Annotated in this window: 19 protein-coding genes; 7 read left to right on the forward strand and 12 right to left on the reverse strand. The window is 69.7% G+C overall.

Annotation, left to right across the window (positions count from 1 at the left end):
• Nucleotides 1-11 precede the first annotated feature (11 nt).
• Nucleotides 12-743, forward strand: coding sequence for a helix-turn-helix transcriptional regulator (locus tag ACFVBH_RS06425; RefSeq protein ID WP_379000327.1), 732 nt, complete (start codon nt 12-14; stop codon nt 741-743).
• A gap of 80 nt (nt 744-823) precedes the next feature.
• The gene (locus ACFVBH_RS06430; RefSeq protein ID WP_379001615.1) at nt 824-1,186 is read left to right on the forward strand and encodes a DUF3703 domain-containing protein; all 363 of its coding nucleotides are present in this window, start codon (nt 824-826) and stop codon (nt 1,184-1,186) included.
• 422 nt (nt 1,187-1,608) lie between these two features.
• Here the strand turns inward: ACFVBH_RS06430 and ACFVBH_RS06435 are convergent, their stop codons facing one another.
• The 11 genes from ACFVBH_RS06435 to ACFVBH_RS06485 form a co-directional block, all read right to left on the reverse strand.
• Complete coding sequence (locus tag ACFVBH_RS06435; RefSeq protein WP_379000329.1) at nt 1,609-2,373, reverse strand: alpha/beta fold hydrolase; 765 nt, start codon at nt 2,371-2,373, stop codon at nt 1,609-1,611.
• Between the two features lie 223 nt (nt 2,374-2,596).
• A complete protein-coding gene (locus ACFVBH_RS06440) occupies nt 2,597-3,169 on the reverse strand; it encodes an SRPBCC family protein (RefSeq protein ID WP_379000331.1) in 573 nt (190 codons plus the stop codon).
• 20 nt (nt 3,170-3,189) lie between these two features.
• A complete protein-coding gene (locus ACFVBH_RS06445) occupies nt 3,190-3,891 on the reverse strand; it encodes a hypothetical protein (protein ID WP_379000333.1) in 702 nt (233 codons plus the stop codon).
• A gap of 22 nt (nt 3,892-3,913) precedes the next feature.
• Entirely contained in the window at nt 3,914-5,179 is a 1,266-nt protein-coding gene (locus ACFVBH_RS06450) for an MCE family protein (protein WP_379000335.1), read from the reverse strand.
• A complete protein-coding gene (locus tag ACFVBH_RS06455) occupies nt 5,176-6,273 on the reverse strand; it encodes an MCE family protein (protein WP_379000337.1) in 1,098 nt (365 codons plus the stop codon). Before ACFVBH_RS06455 ends, ACFVBH_RS06450 begins: the two co-directional genes overlap by 4 nt.
• On the reverse strand, nt 6,270-7,361 hold the full coding sequence (locus ACFVBH_RS06460) for an MCE family protein (protein ID WP_379000339.1): 1,092 nt from the start codon (nt 7,359-7,361) through the stop codon (nt 6,270-6,272). The genes ACFVBH_RS06455 and ACFVBH_RS06460 overlap by 4 nt, the downstream gene beginning before the upstream one ends.
• On the reverse strand, nt 7,361-8,449 hold the full coding sequence (locus tag ACFVBH_RS06465) for an MCE family protein (protein ID WP_379000341.1): 1,089 nt from the start codon (nt 8,447-8,449) through the stop codon (nt 7,361-7,363). Before ACFVBH_RS06465 ends, ACFVBH_RS06460 begins: the two co-directional genes overlap by 1 nt.
• Nucleotides 8,446-9,468 (reverse strand): MCE family protein, encoded by a 1,023-nt coding sequence (locus tag ACFVBH_RS06470; protein ID WP_379000343.1) that lies wholly within the window; start codon nt 9,466-9,468, stop codon nt 8,446-8,448. Before ACFVBH_RS06470 ends, ACFVBH_RS06465 begins: the two co-directional genes overlap by 4 nt.
• Nucleotides 9,468-10,859, reverse strand: a complete 1,392-nt coding sequence (locus ACFVBH_RS06475; protein WP_379000345.1) for an MlaD family protein — start codon at nt 10,857-10,859, stop codon at nt 9,468-9,470. Before ACFVBH_RS06475 ends, ACFVBH_RS06470 begins: the two co-directional genes overlap by 1 nt.
• 15 nt (nt 10,860-10,874) lie before the next feature.
• Entirely contained in the window at nt 10,875-11,735 is an 861-nt protein-coding gene (locus ACFVBH_RS06480; RefSeq protein ID WP_354984159.1) for an ABC transporter permease, read from the reverse strand.
• A gap of 1 nt (nt 11,736) precedes the next feature.
• The gene (locus ACFVBH_RS06485; protein WP_354984160.1) at nt 11,737-12,585 is read right to left on the reverse strand and encodes an ABC transporter permease; all 849 of its coding nucleotides are present in this window, start codon (nt 12,583-12,585) and stop codon (nt 11,737-11,739) included.
• Between the two features lie 142 nt (nt 12,586-12,727).
• On the opposite strand from ACFVBH_RS06485, the gene ACFVBH_RS06490 reads away from it, so the two are divergent.
• A complete protein-coding gene (locus ACFVBH_RS06490) occupies nt 12,728-13,429 on the forward strand; it encodes a TetR/AcrR family transcriptional regulator (RefSeq protein ID WP_354984161.1) in 702 nt (233 codons plus the stop codon).
• Nucleotides 13,430-13,506: 77 nt separating this feature from the next.
• On the opposite strand, the gene ACFVBH_RS06495 is transcribed toward ACFVBH_RS06490, so the two are convergent.
• The gene (locus ACFVBH_RS06495; RefSeq protein ID WP_354984162.1) at nt 13,507-14,196 is read right to left on the reverse strand and encodes a TetR/AcrR family transcriptional regulator; all 690 of its coding nucleotides are present in this window, start codon (nt 14,194-14,196) and stop codon (nt 13,507-13,509) included.
• A gap of 230 nt (nt 14,197-14,426) precedes the next feature.
• Here ACFVBH_RS06495 and ACFVBH_RS06500 point away from each other — a divergent pair, with 230 nt between their 5' ends.
• From ACFVBH_RS06500 to ACFVBH_RS06515, 4 genes are read left to right on the forward strand one after another with little or no spacing between them, the layout of a single operon-like run.
• Entirely contained in the window at nt 14,427-15,368 is a 942-nt protein-coding gene (locus ACFVBH_RS06500; RefSeq protein WP_354984163.1) for an alpha/beta fold hydrolase, read from the forward strand.
• A gap of 25 nt (nt 15,369-15,393) precedes the next feature.
• Nucleotides 15,394-17,175, forward strand: coding sequence for an amidohydrolase family protein (locus ACFVBH_RS06505; protein ID WP_379000349.1), 1,782 nt, complete (start codon nt 15,394-15,396; stop codon nt 17,173-17,175).
• A gap of 46 nt (nt 17,176-17,221) precedes the next feature.
• Entirely contained in the window at nt 17,222-18,100 is an 879-nt protein-coding gene (locus ACFVBH_RS06510; protein WP_354984165.1) for a metal-dependent hydrolase, read from the forward strand.
• On the forward strand, nt 18,097-19,257 hold the full coding sequence (locus ACFVBH_RS06515; RefSeq protein ID WP_379000351.1) for a PDR/VanB family oxidoreductase: 1,161 nt from the start codon (nt 18,097-18,099) through the stop codon (nt 19,255-19,257). The genes ACFVBH_RS06510 and ACFVBH_RS06515 overlap by 4 nt, the downstream gene beginning before the upstream one ends.
• Nucleotides 19,258-19,414: the final 157 nt, after the last annotated feature.

A 19,414-nucleotide genomic window follows, 5' to 3' on the forward strand; every position in this document is an offset into this window, starting at 1 on the left:
GAGACGGGCGGGTGGATGAGCGGTGGGCGGGGCGGGGGTGGTTGCGGCCCGGGTTGTTGATGGTCGAGGGGGTGGTCGGGCTCGCGCGGCCGCACTCGCACCACACCGTGCAGGGGATCACCGGGGCGGCGGGGATCGAGATCGGGGACGGGCAGGGCGGGCGAGCGGAGTGCGCGGCGGCTGTGATTCCGCCGGACACCGTGCACGAGGTGCTGCGGGGCGCTGCCGCAGGGCGGATCGTGCACTTCGATCCCGAATCGGCGGCGGGGGCGCGGCTGCTCGCGATGATCTCGCGGGCGGACGGGGTCGGCGGGTGGGTGCGGGCCGGTGGTGAATTGTGCTCGGACGCAGAGTGGTTCGCGGGAGTCGAGCGCTCCGCTACAGAGCTGGCGGGACGGGATCGCCACCCGGCGGTGGCGACCGTGCTGACCCTGCTGCCCGGCCGATTGGAAGCCGGGCCGGTGCGGCTGGGTGAACTGGCCCGCGAGGCAGGCATCTCGGAAGGCCGCCTGGCACACGTGTTCTCCGCCGATATGGGTTTGCCGTTCCGTCCCTACGTGCGGTGGCTGCGCATGCGGCTGGCGATTCGCTTTCTGGCCGAAGGACATTCGCTGACGGCGGCCGCGCACGGTGCGGGATTCGCCGACAGCGCGCACCTGACCCGGGTCTGCCGGGGCATGTTCGGCGGGCCGCCGTCGGAGTTCAGCTGGATCGCGTGGGACGTTTCCCGGGGCTGGACGTAGCAGGTTTGTTCAAGCCCGATCCGGGTCCGCCGGTTCAGGCTTGCAGGGTCCACCCGAGCAGAGGAGACCCCGTGGCACCGATGCCGCTTACCGTCCGAGCAGCTTTCGACACCGAACTCGCGCTGTCCCGCACCGCACCCACCCTCGAAACCCGCTGGCGCGCACTGGAACGCGCCCACATCCTCTCCCAGCCCTGGCCCCTGCCCCACACCCGCGCCCACTGGTCGATGCTGGTTCTGGCCCTGCACACCCGCGACGTGAAGGAGGCCTGCGGTCAGGTGCTCCGCCTGCTCGTGGCCGGTCCCGGCAGCGCGACCGGCCGCGCACCCGTGGGCAATACCGGCCGCACGGCGGTCGGGATCATGACCCCGATGCCGATCCCCGCGGACCTGGCGGCGATCCTGTCCGGCACCGAGTCGCCGACGGTGAGCCGGGCGGGCTGAGTCACGCCGGGCCTGCCGACGGGCGGCACGAGCACACCCGATCTGCCTCACCTCACCTCGCCCGCCTGATTCAGGGACTCGCGTCGCACCGGCTGTCAGAGCAACGGTGGGCACGACGCAGCGCATCCGGTCCGCCTCGCGCGCCCGGGTTGGGGACCTGCCTCGGGCCGGCAGTCGCAACAGGGAGTCGGCAACACCCACACCACATCTCACCCACGTCGCGCACCCCGTCAGAGCAGGCATCCACGCCACCTCGCACGCCCGATGCAGGGACGAGCTGCGCGTCGACCGTCGGAGCAGACGGCGGGCCAACTCACCGCGTCCGCCTGACCTCGCCTCCTTGGCTAGGGGGTCTGATTCGCATCGGCGATCGGAGCGGAAGCCGACAGGGGCCCACACCGACTCTCCTCCTGTCGCGCGGTTCAGTTCGGCGCAGCGGGTCTGCGGCGGATCGGGGCGAAAGTCTCGACCGGCGCGTTCGTGAGGAAGTCGAGGAGGATCGCGTGGCACAGGGACGGTTTCTCGGACAGGAGACCGTGGGAGGTGCCGGGGACCACCGCCAGTTCGGCGTTCGGGAGGGACTCGTAGAGGGATTGGGCGTGGGTGGGGAGGACCTCGTCGTCGTCGCCCAGGAGGATCAGGGTTCGGGTCGGGAGGGTTGCCAGGTCGGCGGGGGTCAGGGCGGGTTGGGTCGTGTGTTCGGCGGCTATCTTGCGCAGGATCGTGTCGTAGTGGGCGCGGCCGTGGGGGGAGACCTCCGCGTAGGAGTCGCGCATGAAGTCCGGTGGGGTCAGATCCTGGTCCAGAATGCCGGGGGCCCAGCCCGATCGGTGGTACACGCCGGCCACCAGGATCAGGTGGGTGATCAGGTCGGGGCGGCGCAGGGCCGTCAACAGGGCCACCGTCGCGCCGTCGCTGTAGCCGAGCAGGGCGGTGGGGGCGGCGATGACCTGTTCCAGGAAGTCGACCGTGTCGTTTGCCATCAGGTCGAAGGTCAGGGGGCCGTCGACATCGGGGGTGTGGCCGTGGCCGCGACGGTCGGGGGTGAAGACGTGGAAGTGCTCGGACAGGGCGGGAACGTTGGGGGTGAAGGCGCGCGAGTCGACGGCCGCCGGGTGCAGGAGCAGCAGGGGGTCGCCCGCGCCGTAGTCGCGGTACCACAGGGGTGTTGTGCTCGACTGCGTCATTCGCCGACCTCTTTCGGTGCCGTGCCGCAGCACCGCACCGCGGCGGGATGCTGCCGGAGGCGGACGCCGCACGACGCCCGGTTCATCACCGTATGCCGTGCCGAGCGCCGTCCCGGGAATCCCACCGCCGGTGGGCGGTGCGGGATCGTCGTTCGATCGATGATGAGACGGTGCGGGCGGCGGTAAATCATCGGTGCGATCGCGGCCGATCGATCCCGGGACGTCAGAGGCGACTGGACAGGCGGGCCAGTGCCAGGCGCGTGAACGGTCGGACCAGGGGCGCGGTCCAGCGCAGTGGAACGAAAGCCAGGATTCCCGGGCGGCCGCGCAGCGTCCAGGTGACCGTGGTGCCGGTCGCGTCGGGCACCAGCTGGTAGTCCTGCCGGTAGGAGTGCACCAGCAGCGGGATCGAGGTGCGGAACCCGATGGTGCTCAGGTGCTCGCTGGGATTGTCCGAGAGCACCTGTTCGGTGGCGGCGAACAGGTAGGTGCTGAAGCTGCGGGCGGCCCCGACGCCGCGGGCGGGGGTCGGATAGCTGATTCCGGCGGTCAGCGGCAGCCACGAGAACGCGCCCTGTTCCAGGGCCGCGTAGACCCGGGACGGTTCGGCGGCGAAGTGGTGTCTGGTGGTGACCCGGAACGAATGCGTCTGCCGGAGCAGAGGTTTGATGTCGTCCCGGCACAGGGGCAGGACGGTGTCCCGGACGATGCCCGCCCTCCGGTGCAGCATCGAGGCCGCGGTCGAGCCGGTGAACAGGGCCAGGGATGCGAGCGCGAGGAGTACGACGGCGAACATGGGCGACCTCGGATGCTGATCTACTGCTGGGGTTTGGGTAGTTGCGGCGAATCGACCTTGTCGATGAGCCAGCGCCCGTCGACCTGTCGCAGGGACAGGCCGATGGTGAGCTGACCGGTGCGCGGTTGGCCGGAAGTTCCGGCGCTGCTGATGGTTTGGGTGATGGCGACCAGTGCGTCGGCGGTGTCCGCGGTGGCGGTCTTCAGCGCGCACTGCACGTCGGTGGCCTTGGACGTGACCTGGCCCTGGATCAGGACCTCGCGCAAATCCTTACTGGTGCTGTCGAATTCCTTCTGCCAGGCTCCGGTCGCGCCGACCAGGACCGCGCCGAAGTAGCCGTCGATGGTCTTGGCGTCGTAGTTCGCCAGAACCGGGCCGTAGTCGCAGGCGGCCCGCAGCGCGTCGGTGCGAGCCTGCTCGCGGGCGGTGAGATCGCGGTCGTGCAGGCCGAACACCGTCGCGACGGCGGTGGCGGCCAGGCAGCCGGCTGCCGCGAGTGCCAGCGGAAGGTGACGGCGCAGAGCGGATTTCGCCGCCGGCGCGGGAACCGGGGCGTCCGAGTCTGCGACGCCGGCCGCGACCGACGGCACGGTCTCGACGGGCGCGGTGGTCTCTGCTGTTACGGCGACGGCCCCATCGGCGTCGAGCGGCGGCGGCTCCACGGTGGCGGATTCCGTGCCGGGTTCGGTGCCGGTCGGCTGCGGTTCGGGTGTCTCAGTCATGGTGCGCGCTTCTCCTGGCTGGTCAACGCCCCGGAAGGGGCTCGGACAGTTCGTTTCCCGTGACGCCGGGCGGCAAGCCCGCTCCGTTGTCCGGGATGTCGGGCCGCGGGGCATTGGCCGACCCGCGCAGCTGCTGCGCGGGATCGGTGCTCACGCAGTAGTTGTAGAGCCGCAGCCGCCCGTCGCTGACCTGCGCGGGCGACACCGGGATGGTGTCGTACACGCAGGTGGGCCGGGGCCAGATGTCGAGCATGGTGTTGAAGGCCCCGTCGTGCGCGGCCACGCCGATCGCCGCCGAGCCCACCCGCAGGGCGGGGAACAGGGCCGTCAACGCGGGGGTGCGCAGCCGGGCGGCGCGGGTGATGGCGACGAAGTTCGTGACCAGATTGGTGATGGGGTCCGAGGTTTCGGTGAGCAGCCCGCCCAGGGTGTCGAGTTGCCCGGGCGTGCGCTCGAGCAGGTCGCGCACCTCCTGGTCGGCGGCGCCGAGCTGGGCGAACAGCTCCCCCGACCCGCGCACGAGGGTGCCGAGATCGGGCTGGGCGTGGCTGGTGGTCTCGGCGATCACCTGGAGGTTCCGCACCAGCTGCCGGGTCTGGGGCAGCAGGTCGGTCATGCCCGCGAGCGCGTGGCTCAATCCGCTGATGACGCTGCGGAGTTTGCCGGGGCCGTCGGCCAGGGCCCTGTCCAGCTCGTCCACGATAACGGTGAGCCGGTCCGGGTTGAGCCCGGCGATGAGCCCGCCGGTGTTGGCCAGGAACGATTCGACGGTGACCGGCGTGCTCACCCGGTCGGCCGCGATGACCGATTCCGAGTCCAGGTACGGCGCGCGATCGGCGGCGGGCTGGAAGTCCAGGTACTGCTCCCCCGCCGCGGACAACCGCTGCACGAAGACCGGGCTGTCGGCGGATATCCGTGTCCCGGAGTCGATGTCGGCGACCGCGACCACGCCGTCATCGGACAGCTCCACCGTGCGCACGCTGCCCACCCGCACGCCCCGGAAGGTGACGTCGTTGCCCGGCAGCAGGCCGCCGGACCCGTTCATGAGAATCCGGACGGCGAAGGTGCGCTGGAACGGATCGAACCGGACGATGTCCACGGCCAGATAGCTGCCGCCCAGAACGAGCATGAGGACCATGCCCACGATGGCCAGGGTGAGCCGCCGTGCCAGCGCCCACTCCCCCGCGCGCAGCGCCACGGTCGCGCCGCGCACCGTGACCCGATCGAGCAGTCCCAGTGCGCCCGCGACGATTCGGCTGCCCAGCGGCGGTTTCGTAGTCTCGGTCATCGTGTCCCGCCCTGAATACGGCCGATCACCCGGGCCAGCACCTCGGCGAGACTGCCGATGAAGGCCGGGATGTCGGAGCCATCGGGAAGCCGGCTGCCCTGCGGGTCGTGCAGGGCGCCGATGCTGAGATAGGAGATCTTCGCCGCGACAGCCAGACTCGTGCCCTCGGTCGTGGCCAGCAGCGACGGATAGAGGGTGTGCAGGCCGTCCAGGGTGCCCGCGAGGTTGTCGCCCATCCGGGTGAAGCCGTCCATCAGCCGTTGCACGCTTTCGAACAGGCCCACGAATTGCGGGCCGGTGGTGTCGGCGAAATCGCCGAGCGCGGACATGGCGGTGGAGACCTTGCCCGCGAGATCGCCGATGGCCCGGTTGTTCTCCGCGAGCACGCCGATCAGCGGCGGGAACGCCTCGGCCGCCGCCCCGAGTTCGGCCTTGCGCGCGCTCAGCGTCGCGGTCAGGCCCGACAGCCCGACCAGGACGCTGTCGAGCTGGTCGGTGCGCTGATCGAGAGCGCCCAGCACCGAGGTCAGTTCGACCAGCAGGTGCGACAGTTGCGGACCGCGACCGCCCACGATCGAGTTCATCTCGGTGGTGATGCGCGCGACCTGTTCCAGCGCACCGCCGTTGAGCAGCATGGCGACCGAGGACATGAGTTCCTCCACCGAGGCCCCGGCCGAGGTGTGCGACCGGTCGATGGTGTCGCCGTCGTTCAATTCGGCGGTGCCGGCATCGGTTTCGGGCAGTGTGAGGGCGACGAAGATGTCGCCGAGCGGGGTGGCCTGGCGCAGTTCGGCGCGGGTTCCGGCCGGGAGCCGGATGTCCGATCGAATGCTCAGGTCGATGGTCGCCAGGTAGCCGGCGGTTCCGATGCCGGTCACGATGCCGATATCGGTGCCGCCGATCTTCACGTGCGCCCGTTCGGGCAGGTTGAGGGCGTTGTCGAACACCGCGTGCACCGTGTAGGTGGGTCCGTCTATGCCGGGTTGGGGCAGCGGGACGTTGTCGACGGTCACCGCGCACCCGGCGAGGGTGAGCGTGGCCAGCAGCGACAGTGCGGCCTGGGCCGTCAGCGGTAGTGCGCGCCGGGCCCTCATCGGGTCAGTCCCAGCAGCGCGGCGGTCAGGCCGAAGTCGGGACCGAAGTCCATCGTGCGACCGGTCCGGCAGCCGTCGGCGCGCAGCTGCACGCGTTCGCAGAAGAGTGCCAGTGCCTCACCGTCCAGCAGCGATTTGTCGGTGAGCAGGTGCAGGCGCAGCGCGCCCTGTTCGGTGCTGGTGGCGGCGGCGAAGTTCTGGAAGAACAGCGGCGCGATGTCGACGAGTTCGGTGAGCCCGCCGGCGTTCTCGCGCATCTGGCCGGTGACCGAGGTGAGCCGGTTCAGGGCGGCGATGAGCGGTTCCCGGTTCTCGGCCACCACCGTGCTGGTGTTGGTGATGAATTCGTCGAGCTGGCTCAGCACCGCTTGCAGGCCGGGAGCCTGATCACGCAGCAGGGTCATGAGTTCGGTGAGGCTGGCGCTGAAATCCCGGACCGTCCGGTCGTTGTCGGCCACGATCTGGGTGATCTCGTTGAGTTTCACGATGGTGGTGGAGATCTGGTCCTTGTTGGCGAGGGTGACCTCGAGCGCCGAGGACAGCGAGTCCAGGGTCCGGCGGATCTTGTCGCCGTTGCCGTCCAGCATCGGGAACAGCGTCCGGCTGGCCATGGGGCCGTCGGTCGGGCTACCGCGCAGGGACTGCCCGAGCTGTTCGAAATTGCGCAGGATCCGATCGAGGTCGACCGGGGTTCTGGTGCGCTCCACCGGAATATGGGCGCCGTCGGCCAGCAGCGGGCCGTCGCCGGTGTAGGCGGGGGTGAGCTCGACGTGCCGGTTCGTGATCAATTGCGGGGAGACGAGCGCGGCCAGCGCGTCGGCCGGGACCTCCACGCCCTTGTCCAGGCTCATGCGGACCTCCACGTACGGTCCGCGCGGGGTGATGGCGTCGATCGTGCCGACCGGCAGGCCCAGGATGGCGACCTCGTTGCCGGCGTAGAGCCCGGCGGTGTTCTCGAAATCGGCGCTGATCCGAATGCGGTCGCCGAGGAATCTGCCGGGCAAGGAGGTGAAGGCCTGGGGCAGCGTGCATCCCGTGCTCAGGATGGCTACCGCGCTCAGCAGCGTGAGCAGGTGTAGGCGTCGCATTATCGGCAGTCCTCCACCACGCCCGGCAGGCACAGCCAGTTGTCGGGGAACATCAGCCAGGGCAGGTAGATGTCGCCGTACGGGCCGTTGCCGAAGGCATTGTTGAACTGGCGCAGCGTGACCGGCATGGTCCGGTAGAGCCGGTCCAGATTCTCCCTGTTCTTCACCAGTCCCTCGGACATGGTGTTCAGGTTCTGGATGAGCGGCCCGAGCTGCCCGCCGTTCTCGGCGCCCATGTCCCGCAGCGCTTTCGACACCGCGGCGATGTTGTCCAGCAGCACCCGCAGCAGATCCTGCCGCCGGGTCACCGCCTCCCCGACGGCTTCACCGCGGGTGAGCAGGAGCAGCACGCTGTTCTGGTTGTCCGAGACCAGTTGCGATACCTGGCTCATGTTCTTCAGCAGCGAATCGACCTCGTCGCGCCGGTCACTGATGACCTTGGCCAGCGCCCCGACGCTGTCCAGCGCCTGGGCGGTGAGCTCGGGCGAGTCACCGAGCTGGCGGGTGACCGCGTCGAGGGATTGCCGCAGCAATTCGGGATCGACTCGTTCGAGGTGCTCGAAGGAGTTCTTGTAGGTGGGATCGTCCACGACCTTGGACAGGTTGTACGGGACCGAGGTGCGATCCAGGCGAATGCGGTTGCCGGGCAGCTCGTTTCCGGTCCCCGGTTCCAGGGCGATGTGGACCTTGCCGAGAATCGTGGAGATCTTGATGGCGGCGCGGGCGTCCGCGCCCAGTTCCACCGAGCGATCCAGCGCCATGCCGACCAGAATGTGACCGCGCTCGATCCGGGCGGATTTCACCGTGCCCACCTGGATGCCGGACATGTCGACGCTGTCCCCCGTGCGCAGTCCGCCGGCCTGCGCGAATTCGGCGTAGACGGTGTCCTGTCCCAGGTGCAGGCGGGACAGGACGCCGGATCCCACCAGCAGCGCCAGGATGGTCGCGCCGACGCCCACCCCGAGCCACCAGTGCCGGTTCTGCCGAAAGCTCGGGATCGCCGCCCACATCCGCGATACCGGGGGCAGCCCGAAGCGGGTGAGCGCCCGGTCGAACGGGTCGACCAGCCGTGCCATGCGTTGCCTCATCGGCACACCTCCGAATGGCTGTTGCCGCCGATCTGCGATACCAGCCCGGGCGGCAGCAGAATGCCCCACAGCGATACGTCGATCGAGCAGATATACGAGTTGATGTACGCGCCGTCGCCGCTGATGCGCGCCAATCCCGCCAGTACGAACGGCAATTCGGCGGCGGCGGTGTCCAGGCGGGCGCCGTTGGACAGCAGCAGCTGCACGCCGGTGGCCGCGTCGGCCTGAGCCTGGGCGATGCCGGGTTTGACCCGCAGGATGAGATCGGTGAGCGAGGTCGTCGAGCCGGCGGCCAGGGTGACGGCGTTCTTCAGGGTCTCGCCCTGTTCGTACAGCCCGCTCACCAGCGCATTGGATTGCGCGATCAGGGTTTCCAGCTCGCCGCTGCGATGGGCCAGGCCCGCCAGCACGCTGCTGAGATTGGTGATCACCTCGCCCAGGATCTGATCGCGCTGCTGGAACGTGGCGGCCAGACCGGCGGCCTGGGTGATCAGGGCGCTGAGCGACACCCCGTCACCCTGCAGCGCCTGCACCAGGGTCTGCGACAGCGAATTCACCTGATCCGGTTGCAGCACACTGAACAGCGGTTCGAACCCGGCCAGCAGGGTCGAGACGTCGAAGGAGGATTCGGTGCGCTCGAGCGGAATCGTCGCGCCCTCCGAAAGCACCTGGGCCGCACCCGCTCCGGCCGCCAGCTCCACATAGCGCTGCCCGATGAGGTTCTGGTAGCGGATCAAGGCGCGGGTGGTGGTGTGCAGGTCCTGGTCCGCCTCGACCGTCAGCACGACCCGGGCCTTGCGCGCGGGATCGAAACCGATCTCCTCGACCCGGCCCACCCGCACGCCCGCCACCCGCACGTCGTCGCCGACGCGCAGGCCGAGCACATCGTCGAAGACGGCCGAGTACCGGCGGGTGTCGCCGGGAACGGACCGTTGCAGGGTCGACCAGATGGTGTAGGTGGCGATGACGGACGCGATCACGAACACCGCGAAACCGAGTGTGGCCGAACGCGTTTTCATCACCGGGCTCCTTCCGCCGGGTGCGCCGCGACGGTGAGCGAGCCGTCCGCCAGCAGCGGGGTCAGCAGCATCGCCTGGGCGGCGTTGGGCGTCCCGCCCGTCAGCGCGCGGAGCGCGTCGGGCCCGCTGAGCGTGATCGGGCCGGCGGCGGGTTGCGCGGCACCGGGCAGGGGCGCGAACGGGAAGGGCAGACCGGGGATGGACGGCAACCCCGGCACCGCGGGCAGACCCGGGATCGAGGGCAGGCCCGGCAGGGCGGCAACCGGCGCCTCACCGTTGCCACGCGGCAGCAGCTGCGCCGGAAACTCCTGCGGTGCGGCGCTTTCCGGTGCCGACCCGCAGCGCGGACCCGCCAGTGCGCCGTAGCGGGGGCAGTCCGCCGCCGTGTACTGACGGAACGGGGTGAACGAGACATCGATGGACCAGACCATCTGTTCGGCGGGCCCGTAGGTGAACACCCCGGCCAGCCTGCTCAGCGCCGTGTTCAGGTTCGCCATGGTGACCCCGATGGCGTCCGGGTCGGCGGCCAGCGCGCCGAAGGTCTCGTTCAGTCCGGACACGAGTTCCTTGCCGGAATTCGGATTTCGGGCGAACAGCGAGTTGGTGGCGTCGAGGGCGGTGCCCGCCGAGCTGAGCAGCGCCACCAGATTCGTGCGGCGGTCCACGAGGGTGCGCGCCGCGGTGACCGATTCGTTCAGGGCGTCGACGAGGTCGGGGGTGGATCGGCTCACGGCGGTGGCGGCCGCGCCCAGATCGCCCAGCAGTCCGCCGATCTCGGGGATGGCGTGCACCTCGGTGATCCAGCGGTCGAGCCGTTCGATGGTCGAACCCGGCACGCGCGCACCGGGTTCCAGCGCGTCGGCCAGGGTGCCCAGGACCCGGCCCAGCTTCTCGGGCTGGATCTCGGCCAGCACCGTGCGCAGGGTGGTCAGGGTGGTCTGGAGTTCGGTGGTGGCGGAGGCGGCGTCCTCGGCGATGGTCGCACCCGAACGCAGCCCGCGCGGGGCGGGGCCGTTGTCGAGCAGTTCCAGCGCGGTGACGCCGAAGATGTTCGCGGGTACCACGCGGGCGGTCACGTTACCGGGAATCGACTGCGCGGCAGCGGGTTCGAGGTCCATCCGGACCTGCTGCCGCTTGCCCTTGGCGGCGATGTCGACCGAGTCGACGACGCCGACCAGCATGCCGCGGAATTTGACGTCCGCGCGGGCGGGGAGCCCGTCGCCGGTGCTGGTCATGATCGCGACCACCCGCACGGCACTGTCGAACGCGCCCTGGAAGCGCAGTGTGAAGAGCCCGAGGACCAGCGCGAACAGCGCCAGTACCGCCACGCCCGCGACGCCGAGGCGCTGTGCCGTGGGGCCGCGTCCGCTCGGGTCGAGAAGCATTGTCATCGTGGGGTGTTCCGTTCAGCCGGAGATGCGAATGCCGGGGTTGATGCCCCAGATGGTCATGGTGAGAAGCAGATTGGCGAAGACCACCGCGATGATCGTGACCTTGATGGCGCGACCGGCGGCCACCCCGACGCCCTCGGGTCCGCCGGCGGCGACGAACCCGTAGTAGCACTGGATGAAGGTGGCCAGCATCGTGAAGGCGATGACCTTGAGCGCCGAGTAGGCGATGTCGGTGCTGTCGAAGAACTGGTGGAAGTAGTGGTCGTAGGTGCCCGCGGTGGTGCCGCCGAGCACCAGCACGGTGAACTTGGTGGTGAGATAGGCGGTGGCGAGGCCGATGCTGTACAGCGGCAGGATGGCGACGGCGGCGGCCAGCATGCGGGTGGTCACCAGGAACGGAAGCGGCCGGATGGCAATCGATTCCAGGGCGTCGATCTCCTCGGAGATGCGCATGGAACCGATCTGGGCGGTGAAACGGCACCCGGCCTGCGCGGCGAAGGCCAGGGTCGCCAGCAGCGGCGCGAGTTCACGGGTGGTCGCGAACCCGGAGATGGCCCCGGTGAGCGGGCTCATGGTGAGCAGATCCAGGGCGCTGTGCGATTCCATGCCGACCGTCGCGCCGCCGAAGCCGCACAGGATCAGCACCACGCCCGCGGTGCCGCCGCCGACAACGAGCGACCCGTTGCCCCAGGTGACATCGCTGATCAGGCGCAGCACCTCTTTGCGATAGTGGCGCAGCACGAAGGGAATCGCGGCCAGCGCCGCCAGGAACACCGTGGCCTGGTGGCCCAGGCGCACCGGAAACTGGGCCGGTCCGCGCAGCGCGGCGGCGGCGCGCTGGGCCGGACGCAGCGCCGGCGGAACGTAATTCGCCATCTCAGAGCACCTTCGAGGGCAGCACGGTGTTGTAGATCTGGGTGATGATGACGTTGGTTCCGAACAGGATGATGGCGGAGCTGACGACCGCGGAGTTCACCGAATTCGCGACCCCGCCCGGACCGCCCCTGGTGGTGAGCCCGGTGTCGCAGGCGATGATCGCGGCGAGCGCGCCGAAGACCGCGGCCTTGAATATCGCCACCACCAGGTCCACCGCCACCGCGAACGAGGCGAAGGTGCGGATGTAGGAGCCGGGGGTGCCGGACTGGATATAGACGTTGAACAGGTAGCCGGTGGCGAAGCCGATGAAGACCACGAACCCGCACAGCAGCATGCTGACCAGCACCGCGGCGGCGAGTCGCGGGGCGACCAGGCGGCGGATCGGATCCACGCCCATGACCTTCATGGCGTCGATCTCCTCGCGGATGGTTCGCGAGCCCAGATCCGCGCAGATGGCCGAGCCGACCGCGCCCGCGATCATCAGCGAGGTCACCAGGGGCGCGCCCTGGCGAATGATCCCCAGGCCGTTCACCGCGCCGATGAAGGTGGTCGCGCCGACCTGGCTCACCAGTGAGCCGACCTGGATCGCGACCACGACCGCGATCGGAATCGCCACCAGCAGGGTCGGAACGGCCGACACGTTGGCCATGAACGCGCACTGTCTGATGAACTCCCGATAGGGGAAGCGCCGGGCCGCCACCGAGGTCACCAACTCGGTGCTCGCGCGGGCCGCCATGACGGTCTGGCGGCCGAGCGTTTCCACCGATCGCTGCGGGTGAGAGCGCCAATAGTCGATCGCGATCCGAATGACGCGATCCCTATCCGCCGTGTGTACGGCTGACGTGGTCACTGTGTCGCCTCCCCTGGCAAAGCACGTTTCCCAATTAATACTCGGGCGTAGAACTGTATTTCTACGCTCGCGTAGACTTAGTGGATGAGACAGTACCAATATGTGATCCAGGTCGCCAAGAGTCTCGAGCGATGATTTGCGAGTGACCGTGCAGAAGAAGTCGGCCGGCGTCTGGGAGATCTCACCCCCGGCGGCCGCGCGCCCCCGGCGACGCAACGCCCCGCGCCTGCCCCCGGAGCAGCGCCGGACCCAACTGCTCGACGCCGCCCTGCGCGTGGTCGGCCGCGACGGGCTCGCGCAATTGACCATGCAGGCCGTGGCCAAGGAGGCCGGGGTCGCCAAACCCGTGCTGTACGCGCTGTATCCGACCGCGCCGGAACTGGTCGGCGCGCTGCTGCATCGCGAGCACACGCGCGGCATGAACCAGGTCCTGGGATCGCTGCCCACCGAACTGCGCGGGTCCGATCCCGATCAGGAGTACACCGGCGCGGTCATGGCCTTCCTCGAGGCGGTCGCCGCGGACCCCATGCGCTGGCGGCTCATCCTCATGCACGCGGACGGGGCGCCCGCCGACTACAGCGAGTTGCTCACCGCGGCCCGCGATCAGCTCCTGACCCGCTGCATCGAATTACTGCGCGTGGGAATGGAATTGCGGGGCGGACCCAGGAACGCCGATGTCGAACTGATCGGCACCGTGATGCTCGGCTTCGTGGAGGTGCTGGGCCGGATGGTGCTGTCGAATCCCGCCGAGTTCCCGCCCGAACGCCTGCGCAGCACGGTCCGGGCGCTGCTGCGCACGGTGCCGCAGCAGGGCGCGGACCCTGATCCGGACGAGAAGGGCTGACCCGGAGCGGTTTTCCGCACGATCGCCGCCTCCCGGAGCGACCGCGGCCGCGAGCCACCGGCCGAACCACCTCCCGATCAGTCCGGGCGACTCTGGCTGATCGCGGCGAGCGTGGCGACCACCGGGGTATCCGGGTCCGCGACCACGTTCTTGCTCAGCAGGAACTCGCCCAGTAGCGCGCACACCGATTCCGTTGTGCGGTCGACGAACTGGGCGGTGCGTTCGGGGGTCGGGGTACCGTCCGCGCCGAGCCACAGGTCGGTGACCGAGACGACGAACCCGACCAGGCCGCGGGTCAGGTAGTCGACACCGTCGGTGTCGAGGCCGACCGCCGCGAGCAGGCCCGCACCGCGTTCGGCGAGCTGATCGGCCATGCGGCGGCCCACGTCCAGGGGCAGGCCCGGGCCGTCGGTGGGCGGGGCGACCTGGGTGAGGGCCAGGAAGCGGAAGAGGTTGGGGTACTTCGCGATCGTCTCGGTGTAGGCCTCGAGGAAGCGGCGCACGGTTGCCCGCGGCGGCTGCATCATGAGCGAGATATCCGGGGTGATCGAGCGGTAGATCTCGCGCACCATCCAGTCGGCGATGGCGCGGTCCAGATCCGACTTGTCCGAGAACAGCCGGTACAGGCGCGGTTTCGCGACGCCCATCTCCTCGGCGATGGCGCCCATGGAGGCGTACGGCCCGGTGCGGCCGATGACCCGGATCGCGCCCTGCACGACCTCGTCACGCGTCAGCGCGCGGGGGCTCGAACGCCCGGACGACCTCACAGCGGCAACCTTCTTCGGACGGGGCGTGCTCTCACCGTCGGGATTCTAGCGACCCGCGCCTCGCTCCGGGGCCGCTCCCCGATACCGCCGGTACGACCGTATCCGCCATTGTTCCGGCCCACGTTGACTTTGCTCGCCGAGATCGTGACACTCATCGAAGTACCGCTGGTACTACATTTTCGAACCGACAGTACTCGGCGGTGTGCGCGCACCCGCCCGGAAGGACTCCGATGCCGGGTCAGCTCGCAGATTCCACCGCTCCCGCACCGCGGGCGACGCGCGTCCCGGACCGCCGGTCGACCGTGCGCAACGGCGACATCAGCATCGCGGTCTTCGAATACGGCGCCTCCGACGCCGAACCCGTCGTGCTGGTGCACGGCTGGCCCGACACCCACCACCTGTGGGACGGCGTCATCCCCGAACTCGCGGACAAGTACCGCGTCATCGCCTACGACACCCGCGGTTACGGCGAGTCGACCGTCCCGGGCACGGTCGCGGCCTTCCGGATCGAGGAGCTCGCCCGGGACTTCTTCGCCGTCATCGACGTACTCAGCCCCGACCGGCCCGTGCACGTGGTCGCCCACGACTGGGGTTCGGTGCAGATCTGGGAAGCGGTGTGCGAACCCGGAGCCGAACGCCGCGTGCGCTCGTTCACCTCGGTCTCGGGCCCGAACCTCGATCACCTGGGCGCCTGGATGCGCACCCGGCTCGCGCGCCCGACCCCGCGCAACGCGTGGGGCCCGATCACCCAGATGATCTCCTCGGCCTACACCGTGTTCTTCATGATTCCGGTGCTCCCGGCGCTGTTCTTCCGGGTCTTCGGATCCGCGCGGATCTGGAAGCTGTTCCTGCGCATCGTCGAGGGCACCGCCCCCGATCAGGTGCACCTCGCGCCGACCCTGCGCGCGGACATGATCTCGGGCCTGCGCTTCTATCGCGCGAACATCGTTGCGCGCCTGCGCCACCCGCGCGAGCGCCGCACCGAGGTTCCGGTGCAACTGCTCGTGAACACCCGCGATATCGCCGTCCGCCCCGCCGGGTACGACGACACCGGCCGCTGGGTCTCGACGCTGGTGCGGCACGACGCCCCGTACGGACACTGGCTGCCGTTCAGCGATCCCGCCTACCTGGCCCGGACCGCGGCCGCCTTCATCGACGCCCACTCGCGCTGACCGCGCGGCAGAAAGCAGCACCGCCATGGACGATTTCGATCTCATCATCACCGCCGGCACCTGGTTCGACGGCACCGGCGCACCCGGGCTGACCCGCGATCTCGGCATTCGCGGCGGCATCGTGGTCAAGGTCTCGGCCGATCCGCTGACGCCCGGCCCGGACACCGAGGTGATCGATGCCGCCGGGCAGTGGGTCATGCCCGGATTCCTCGACGTGCACACCCACTACGACGCCGAGATGCTGGTCAAACCCGAACTCTCGGAATCGCTTCGGCACGGGGTGACCACCGTCGTGATCGGCAACTGCTCGCTCTCGACCATCCTGGCGTCCAACGACGACTGCGCCGACATCTTCAGCCGCGTCGAGGCGGTGCCGCGCGAGGCGGTCCACCGCACGCTCGGCGAGCGCCGCACCTGGAGCGGGCCGGGCGAATACGCCAAAGCCCTGGACGAGATGCCGCTCGGCCCGAATATCGCCGCCTTCCTGGGACATTCGGACCTGCGCACCCACGTGCTGGGTCTCGATCGCGCCGTCACCCGCGACACCAGGCCCAGCGCCGCCGAGATCGAGCGCATGCAGCTGCTGCTCGGCGAGGCCATCGACGAGGGCTTCCTGGGGCTCTCGTCCATGTCCAACAAGCTGGACAAGATCGACGGCGAGGTCCACCGGTCCCGGTCGCTGCCCTCGACCTATGCGCGCGGGAAGGAGGTCCGCGCGCTGAACCGGGTGCTGCGCCGCAATCGCCGGGTGCTGCAGAGCGCGCCGACCATCGACCTGCGGCCCAACATCTACAAGTACTTCTGGGCCAGCTCGGGCCTGTTCGGCCGGCCCAAACTGCGCACCTCGCTGCTGTCCGCGGCCGATTCCAAGGCGTATCCGCCCCTGGTCTACTTCATGCTCTGGGCCGCGCCGCTGCTGAATCGCTTCGCGCGCACCGACTTCCGCTGGCAGCATCTGCCGGTGCCGTTCACGGTGTACGCGGACGGCATCGACCTGGTGGTGTTCGAGGAGTTCGGGGCGGGCGCCGCGGCACTGCACCTGAAGGACCAGGTCGAGCGCAACGAACTGCTGCGCGACGAGGGCTACCGGCGACGCTTCCGGCGCGAATACGACGACAAGTTCAGCCCGCGCATCTGGCACCGCGACTTCTTCGACGCGGAGATCATCGGCTGCCCCGACGCCACGGTCATCGGCAAGACCATCGGGCAGGTCGGCAAGGAGCGCGGCGTGCATCCGGTCGACGCCTACCTGGACCTGGTGGTGGAGTACGGCCCGAAACTGCGCTGGCGCACCACGATCGCCAATGATCGGCCCAAGTACCTGGACAAGCTCGCCGCCAACGACGGCGTGCAGATGGGCTTCGGCGACGCGGGAGCGCACCTGCGGAACATGGCGTTCTACAACTACCACCTGCGCCTGCTCGAGCGGGTACTGCGCGCCCAGGACGGCAGGAAGCCGTTCTTGAGCGTCGAACGCGCCGTGCACCGGCTGACCGGTGAACTCGCGCGGTGGTATCGGATCGACGCGGGGCTGCTGCGCGAGGGCGACCGAGCCGACATCGCCATCGTCGATCCGGCCGGACTGGACTCGGCGGTGCACGGGCTGCACGAGACGGCCATGCCGGAGTTCGGCCTCGATCGCATGGTCAACCGCAACGACCGGGCCGTCACCGCGACCATCGTCAACGGCAAGCCGGTCTACCGCGCCGGGACGTTCGCCGACGGCCTCGGAACAGCCTGGGGCGCCGGGCAATTCCTGCGCGCCGGACACCCGTCGGCCCGCCCGGTCCCCGCCGCGAGCCGCTGACTCGCCGGAATCACCACCGTCACAGCCGGATACGGAGCCATCACCCATGAGCAAGACACCCGAACCGGGCGAAGTCGCCCTGCAGGCCCGCAACGTCACCTTCGACTGGACCGGCACCCCGCTGCACTGGATGCCGGGCGAACCCGTCGCCTCCATGGTGATCAACGCCTTCAATCTGCTGCTCCCCGAGGGCGAACGCATGTTCTGCCGCACGTTCACCGAGGCGCTGCCGCTGGTGCGCGACGAGAAGCTGCGCGAACAGATGCTCGGCTTCATCGGGCAGGAGTCCATGCACGCCGAGACCCACAACAAGGTGCTCGATGAGGTGCTGGCCGTGCACGGCCTCGACTCCGGCCCCTACCTGCGGCAGATGGAGTTCCTGTTCCGCAAGCTGCTGGGACCGGCCGAGACCGGCGACGAAACGGCCCGTCATCAGCGACTGCTGGAGCGGCTCAACGTGATCGCGGTGCTCGAGCACTTCTTCGCTTGGCTGGGCGTGTGGGTGCTGAACGCCGATCTGGAGAAGCATCGCGCGGATCCGCGCATGGCGGATCTGTTCCGCTGGCACGGCGCCGAGGAGGTCGAGCATCGCAACGTGGCCCACGACGTGGCGGGCTACTTCGAGATGGGCTACCTGCGCCGCACCCTGCCGATCGTCGTGGCCTTCCCGACGTTCATCCTGTTGATGCTGCGCGGCACCAAATTCCTTGTCCGGCAGGACCCGGGCCTGCCGAACCTGGGCTACCCCCGGCTCATCGTGCGCATCCTGGGCGCCATGCTGCGCGGCGCGCTGCCCGGGGTGCCGTCCCTGCTGTGGGGCATGCTCAGCATGTTCAATCCGCGCTACAGCCCGGAGAACATGGGCTCGACCGCGCAGGCCGTCGCGTACCTGGCGACCTCGCCCGCGGCCCGGCTCGCGGCATGAGCACGAACACCGCGCCGCGGCAGTCGGATCCGGCACCGCGACAGCCGGATCCCGCACGGCTCGATTCGGCACCGGCACAGCGCATTCCGGCGCCGCTCTACGGCCGCCGTCGGAGCGATCTGCTGATGGGCACCCTCTCGGCGATCCTCCACACGCGCCTGGGCTGGATCGAACGCGTGCACCGGCACGCCCCGCCCGCCCCCGAGAACGATCGCCGCATCGAGGTGGTCGTCACCGAGCGCCGGATCGAAGCCCGCGACAACGACGTGGTCGGCATCCGATTCGCCGCACCGGACGGCGGGGAACTGCCGGTGTGGATGCCGGGCGCGCACCTGGATGTGGAACTGCCCTCCGGCCGGCTGCGCCAGTACTCGCTGTGCGGCGACCCGCGCGACGCGAACAGCTATCGAATCGCGGTGCGCCGCATCCCGGATGGCGGCGGCGGATCCCGCGAGGTGCACGAGGCGCTGACACCGGGCACCCGGGTCACGATCCGGGGGCCGCGCAACGCGTTCCCCTTCGTGCCGCCCGGAAACGCCGGCACCCGAGTGCATTTCGTGGCCGGAGGCATCGGCATCACCCCGATCCTGCCCATGGTGCGGGCCGCCGCGCGCGCCGGATCGAACTGGACCCTGATCTACACCGGCCGGGCGGCCGACACCCTGCCGTTCCTGCGCGAACTGGGCGAGTTCGGCGACCGCGTCACGGTCCGCACCGACGACATCCACGGCCTGCCCGACGCGGCGGCACTGCTGGGCGGCGTCGGCCCCGGCGCCGCGGTCTACTGCTGCGGTCCGGCCGCCATGACCGCGACGATCACCGACGCGCTGCGCCACCGCCCCGAGATCGCCCTGTACTCCGAACGGTTCTCCGCCCCACCGGTTGTCGACGGCAGGCCCTTCGACGTCGTCCTCGCGCGCACCGGCGAGACGGTCGAGGTGGCGGCCGATCGCACCATTCTCGAATCCGTGCTCGCGGTCCGCCCGGACACGGCCTACTCCTGCCGCCAGGGCTTCTGCCGCACCTGCCTGGTTCGTACGCTGGACGGCGAACCCGAGCACCGAGACACCGCCCTGACCCCGGACGAGCGCGCCGCGGGCGACATCCTCATCTGCGTCTCCCGGTGTGCGGGTGGGCGGCTGGTGCTGGACCTGTAGCACGCGTCATCGGCAACCTTCGATAGGCCGTGCGCGCCACAGGCAATCGTCGCGAGACGCACGCCCCCACCCACGAAACGCACGCGCTGCCGATGGGCGGCTCACGCCCCTCCCATGCAAACCCACGCCTCACAACGGGCCGCCCACGCCCTCACAA

It is taken from the genome of Nocardia sp. NPDC057668 (assembly GCF_042799795.1).
GTDB lineage: Bacteria > Actinomycetota > Actinomycetes > Mycobacteriales > Mycobacteriaceae > Nocardia.

Coding starts and splice junctions, on each gene's coding strand:
- ACFVBH_RS06475 (WP_379000345.1), bottom strand. CDS start 10,859: ATGACAATGCTTCTCGACCCGAGCGGACGCGGCCCCACGGCACAGCGC.
- ACFVBH_RS06460 (WP_379000339.1), bottom strand. CDS start 7,361: ATGCGACGCCTACACCTGCTCACGCTGCTGAGCGCGGTAGCCATCCTG.
- ACFVBH_RS06505 (WP_379000349.1), top strand. CDS start 15,394: ATGGACGATTTCGATCTCATCATCACCGCCGGCACCTGGTTCGACGGC.
- ACFVBH_RS06450 (WP_379000335.1), bottom strand. CDS start 5,179: ATGACCGAGACTACGAAACCGCCGCTGGGCAGCCGAATCGTCGCGGGC.
- ACFVBH_RS06480 (WP_354984159.1), bottom strand. CDS start 11,735: ATGGCGAATTACGTTCCGCCGGCGCTGCGTCCGGCCCAGCGCGCCGCC.
- ACFVBH_RS06465 (WP_379000341.1), bottom strand. CDS start 8,449: ATGAGGCAACGCATGGCACGGCTGGTCGACCCGTTCGACCGGGCGCTC.
- ACFVBH_RS06455 (WP_379000337.1), bottom strand. CDS start 6,273: ATGAGGGCCCGGCGCGCACTACCGCTGACGGCCCAGGCCGCACTGTCG.
- ACFVBH_RS06445 (WP_379000333.1), bottom strand. CDS start 3,891: ATGACTGAGACACCCGAACCGCAGCCGACCGGCACCGAACCCGGCACG.
- ACFVBH_RS06440 (WP_379000331.1), bottom strand. CDS start 3,169: ATGTTCGCCGTCGTACTCCTCGCGCTCGCATCCCTGGCCCTGTTCACC.
- ACFVBH_RS06500 (WP_354984163.1), top strand. CDS start 14,427: ATGCCGGGTCAGCTCGCAGATTCCACCGCTCCCGCACCGCGGGCGACG.
- ACFVBH_RS06470 (WP_379000343.1), bottom strand. CDS start 9,468: ATGAAAACGCGTTCGGCCACACTCGGTTTCGCGGTGTTCGTGATCGCG.
- ACFVBH_RS06515 (WP_379000351.1), top strand. CDS start 18,097: ATGAGCACGAACACCGCGCCGCGGCAGTCGGATCCGGCACCGCGACAG.
- ACFVBH_RS06430 (WP_379001615.1), top strand. CDS start 824: ATGCCGCTTACCGTCCGAGCAGCTTTCGACACCGAACTCGCGCTGTCC.
- ACFVBH_RS06435 (WP_379000329.1), bottom strand. CDS start 2,373: ATGACGCAGTCGAGCACAACACCCCTGTGGTACCGCGACTACGGCGCG.
- ACFVBH_RS06510 (WP_354984165.1), top strand. CDS start 17,222: ATGAGCAAGACACCCGAACCGGGCGAAGTCGCCCTGCAGGCCCGCAAC.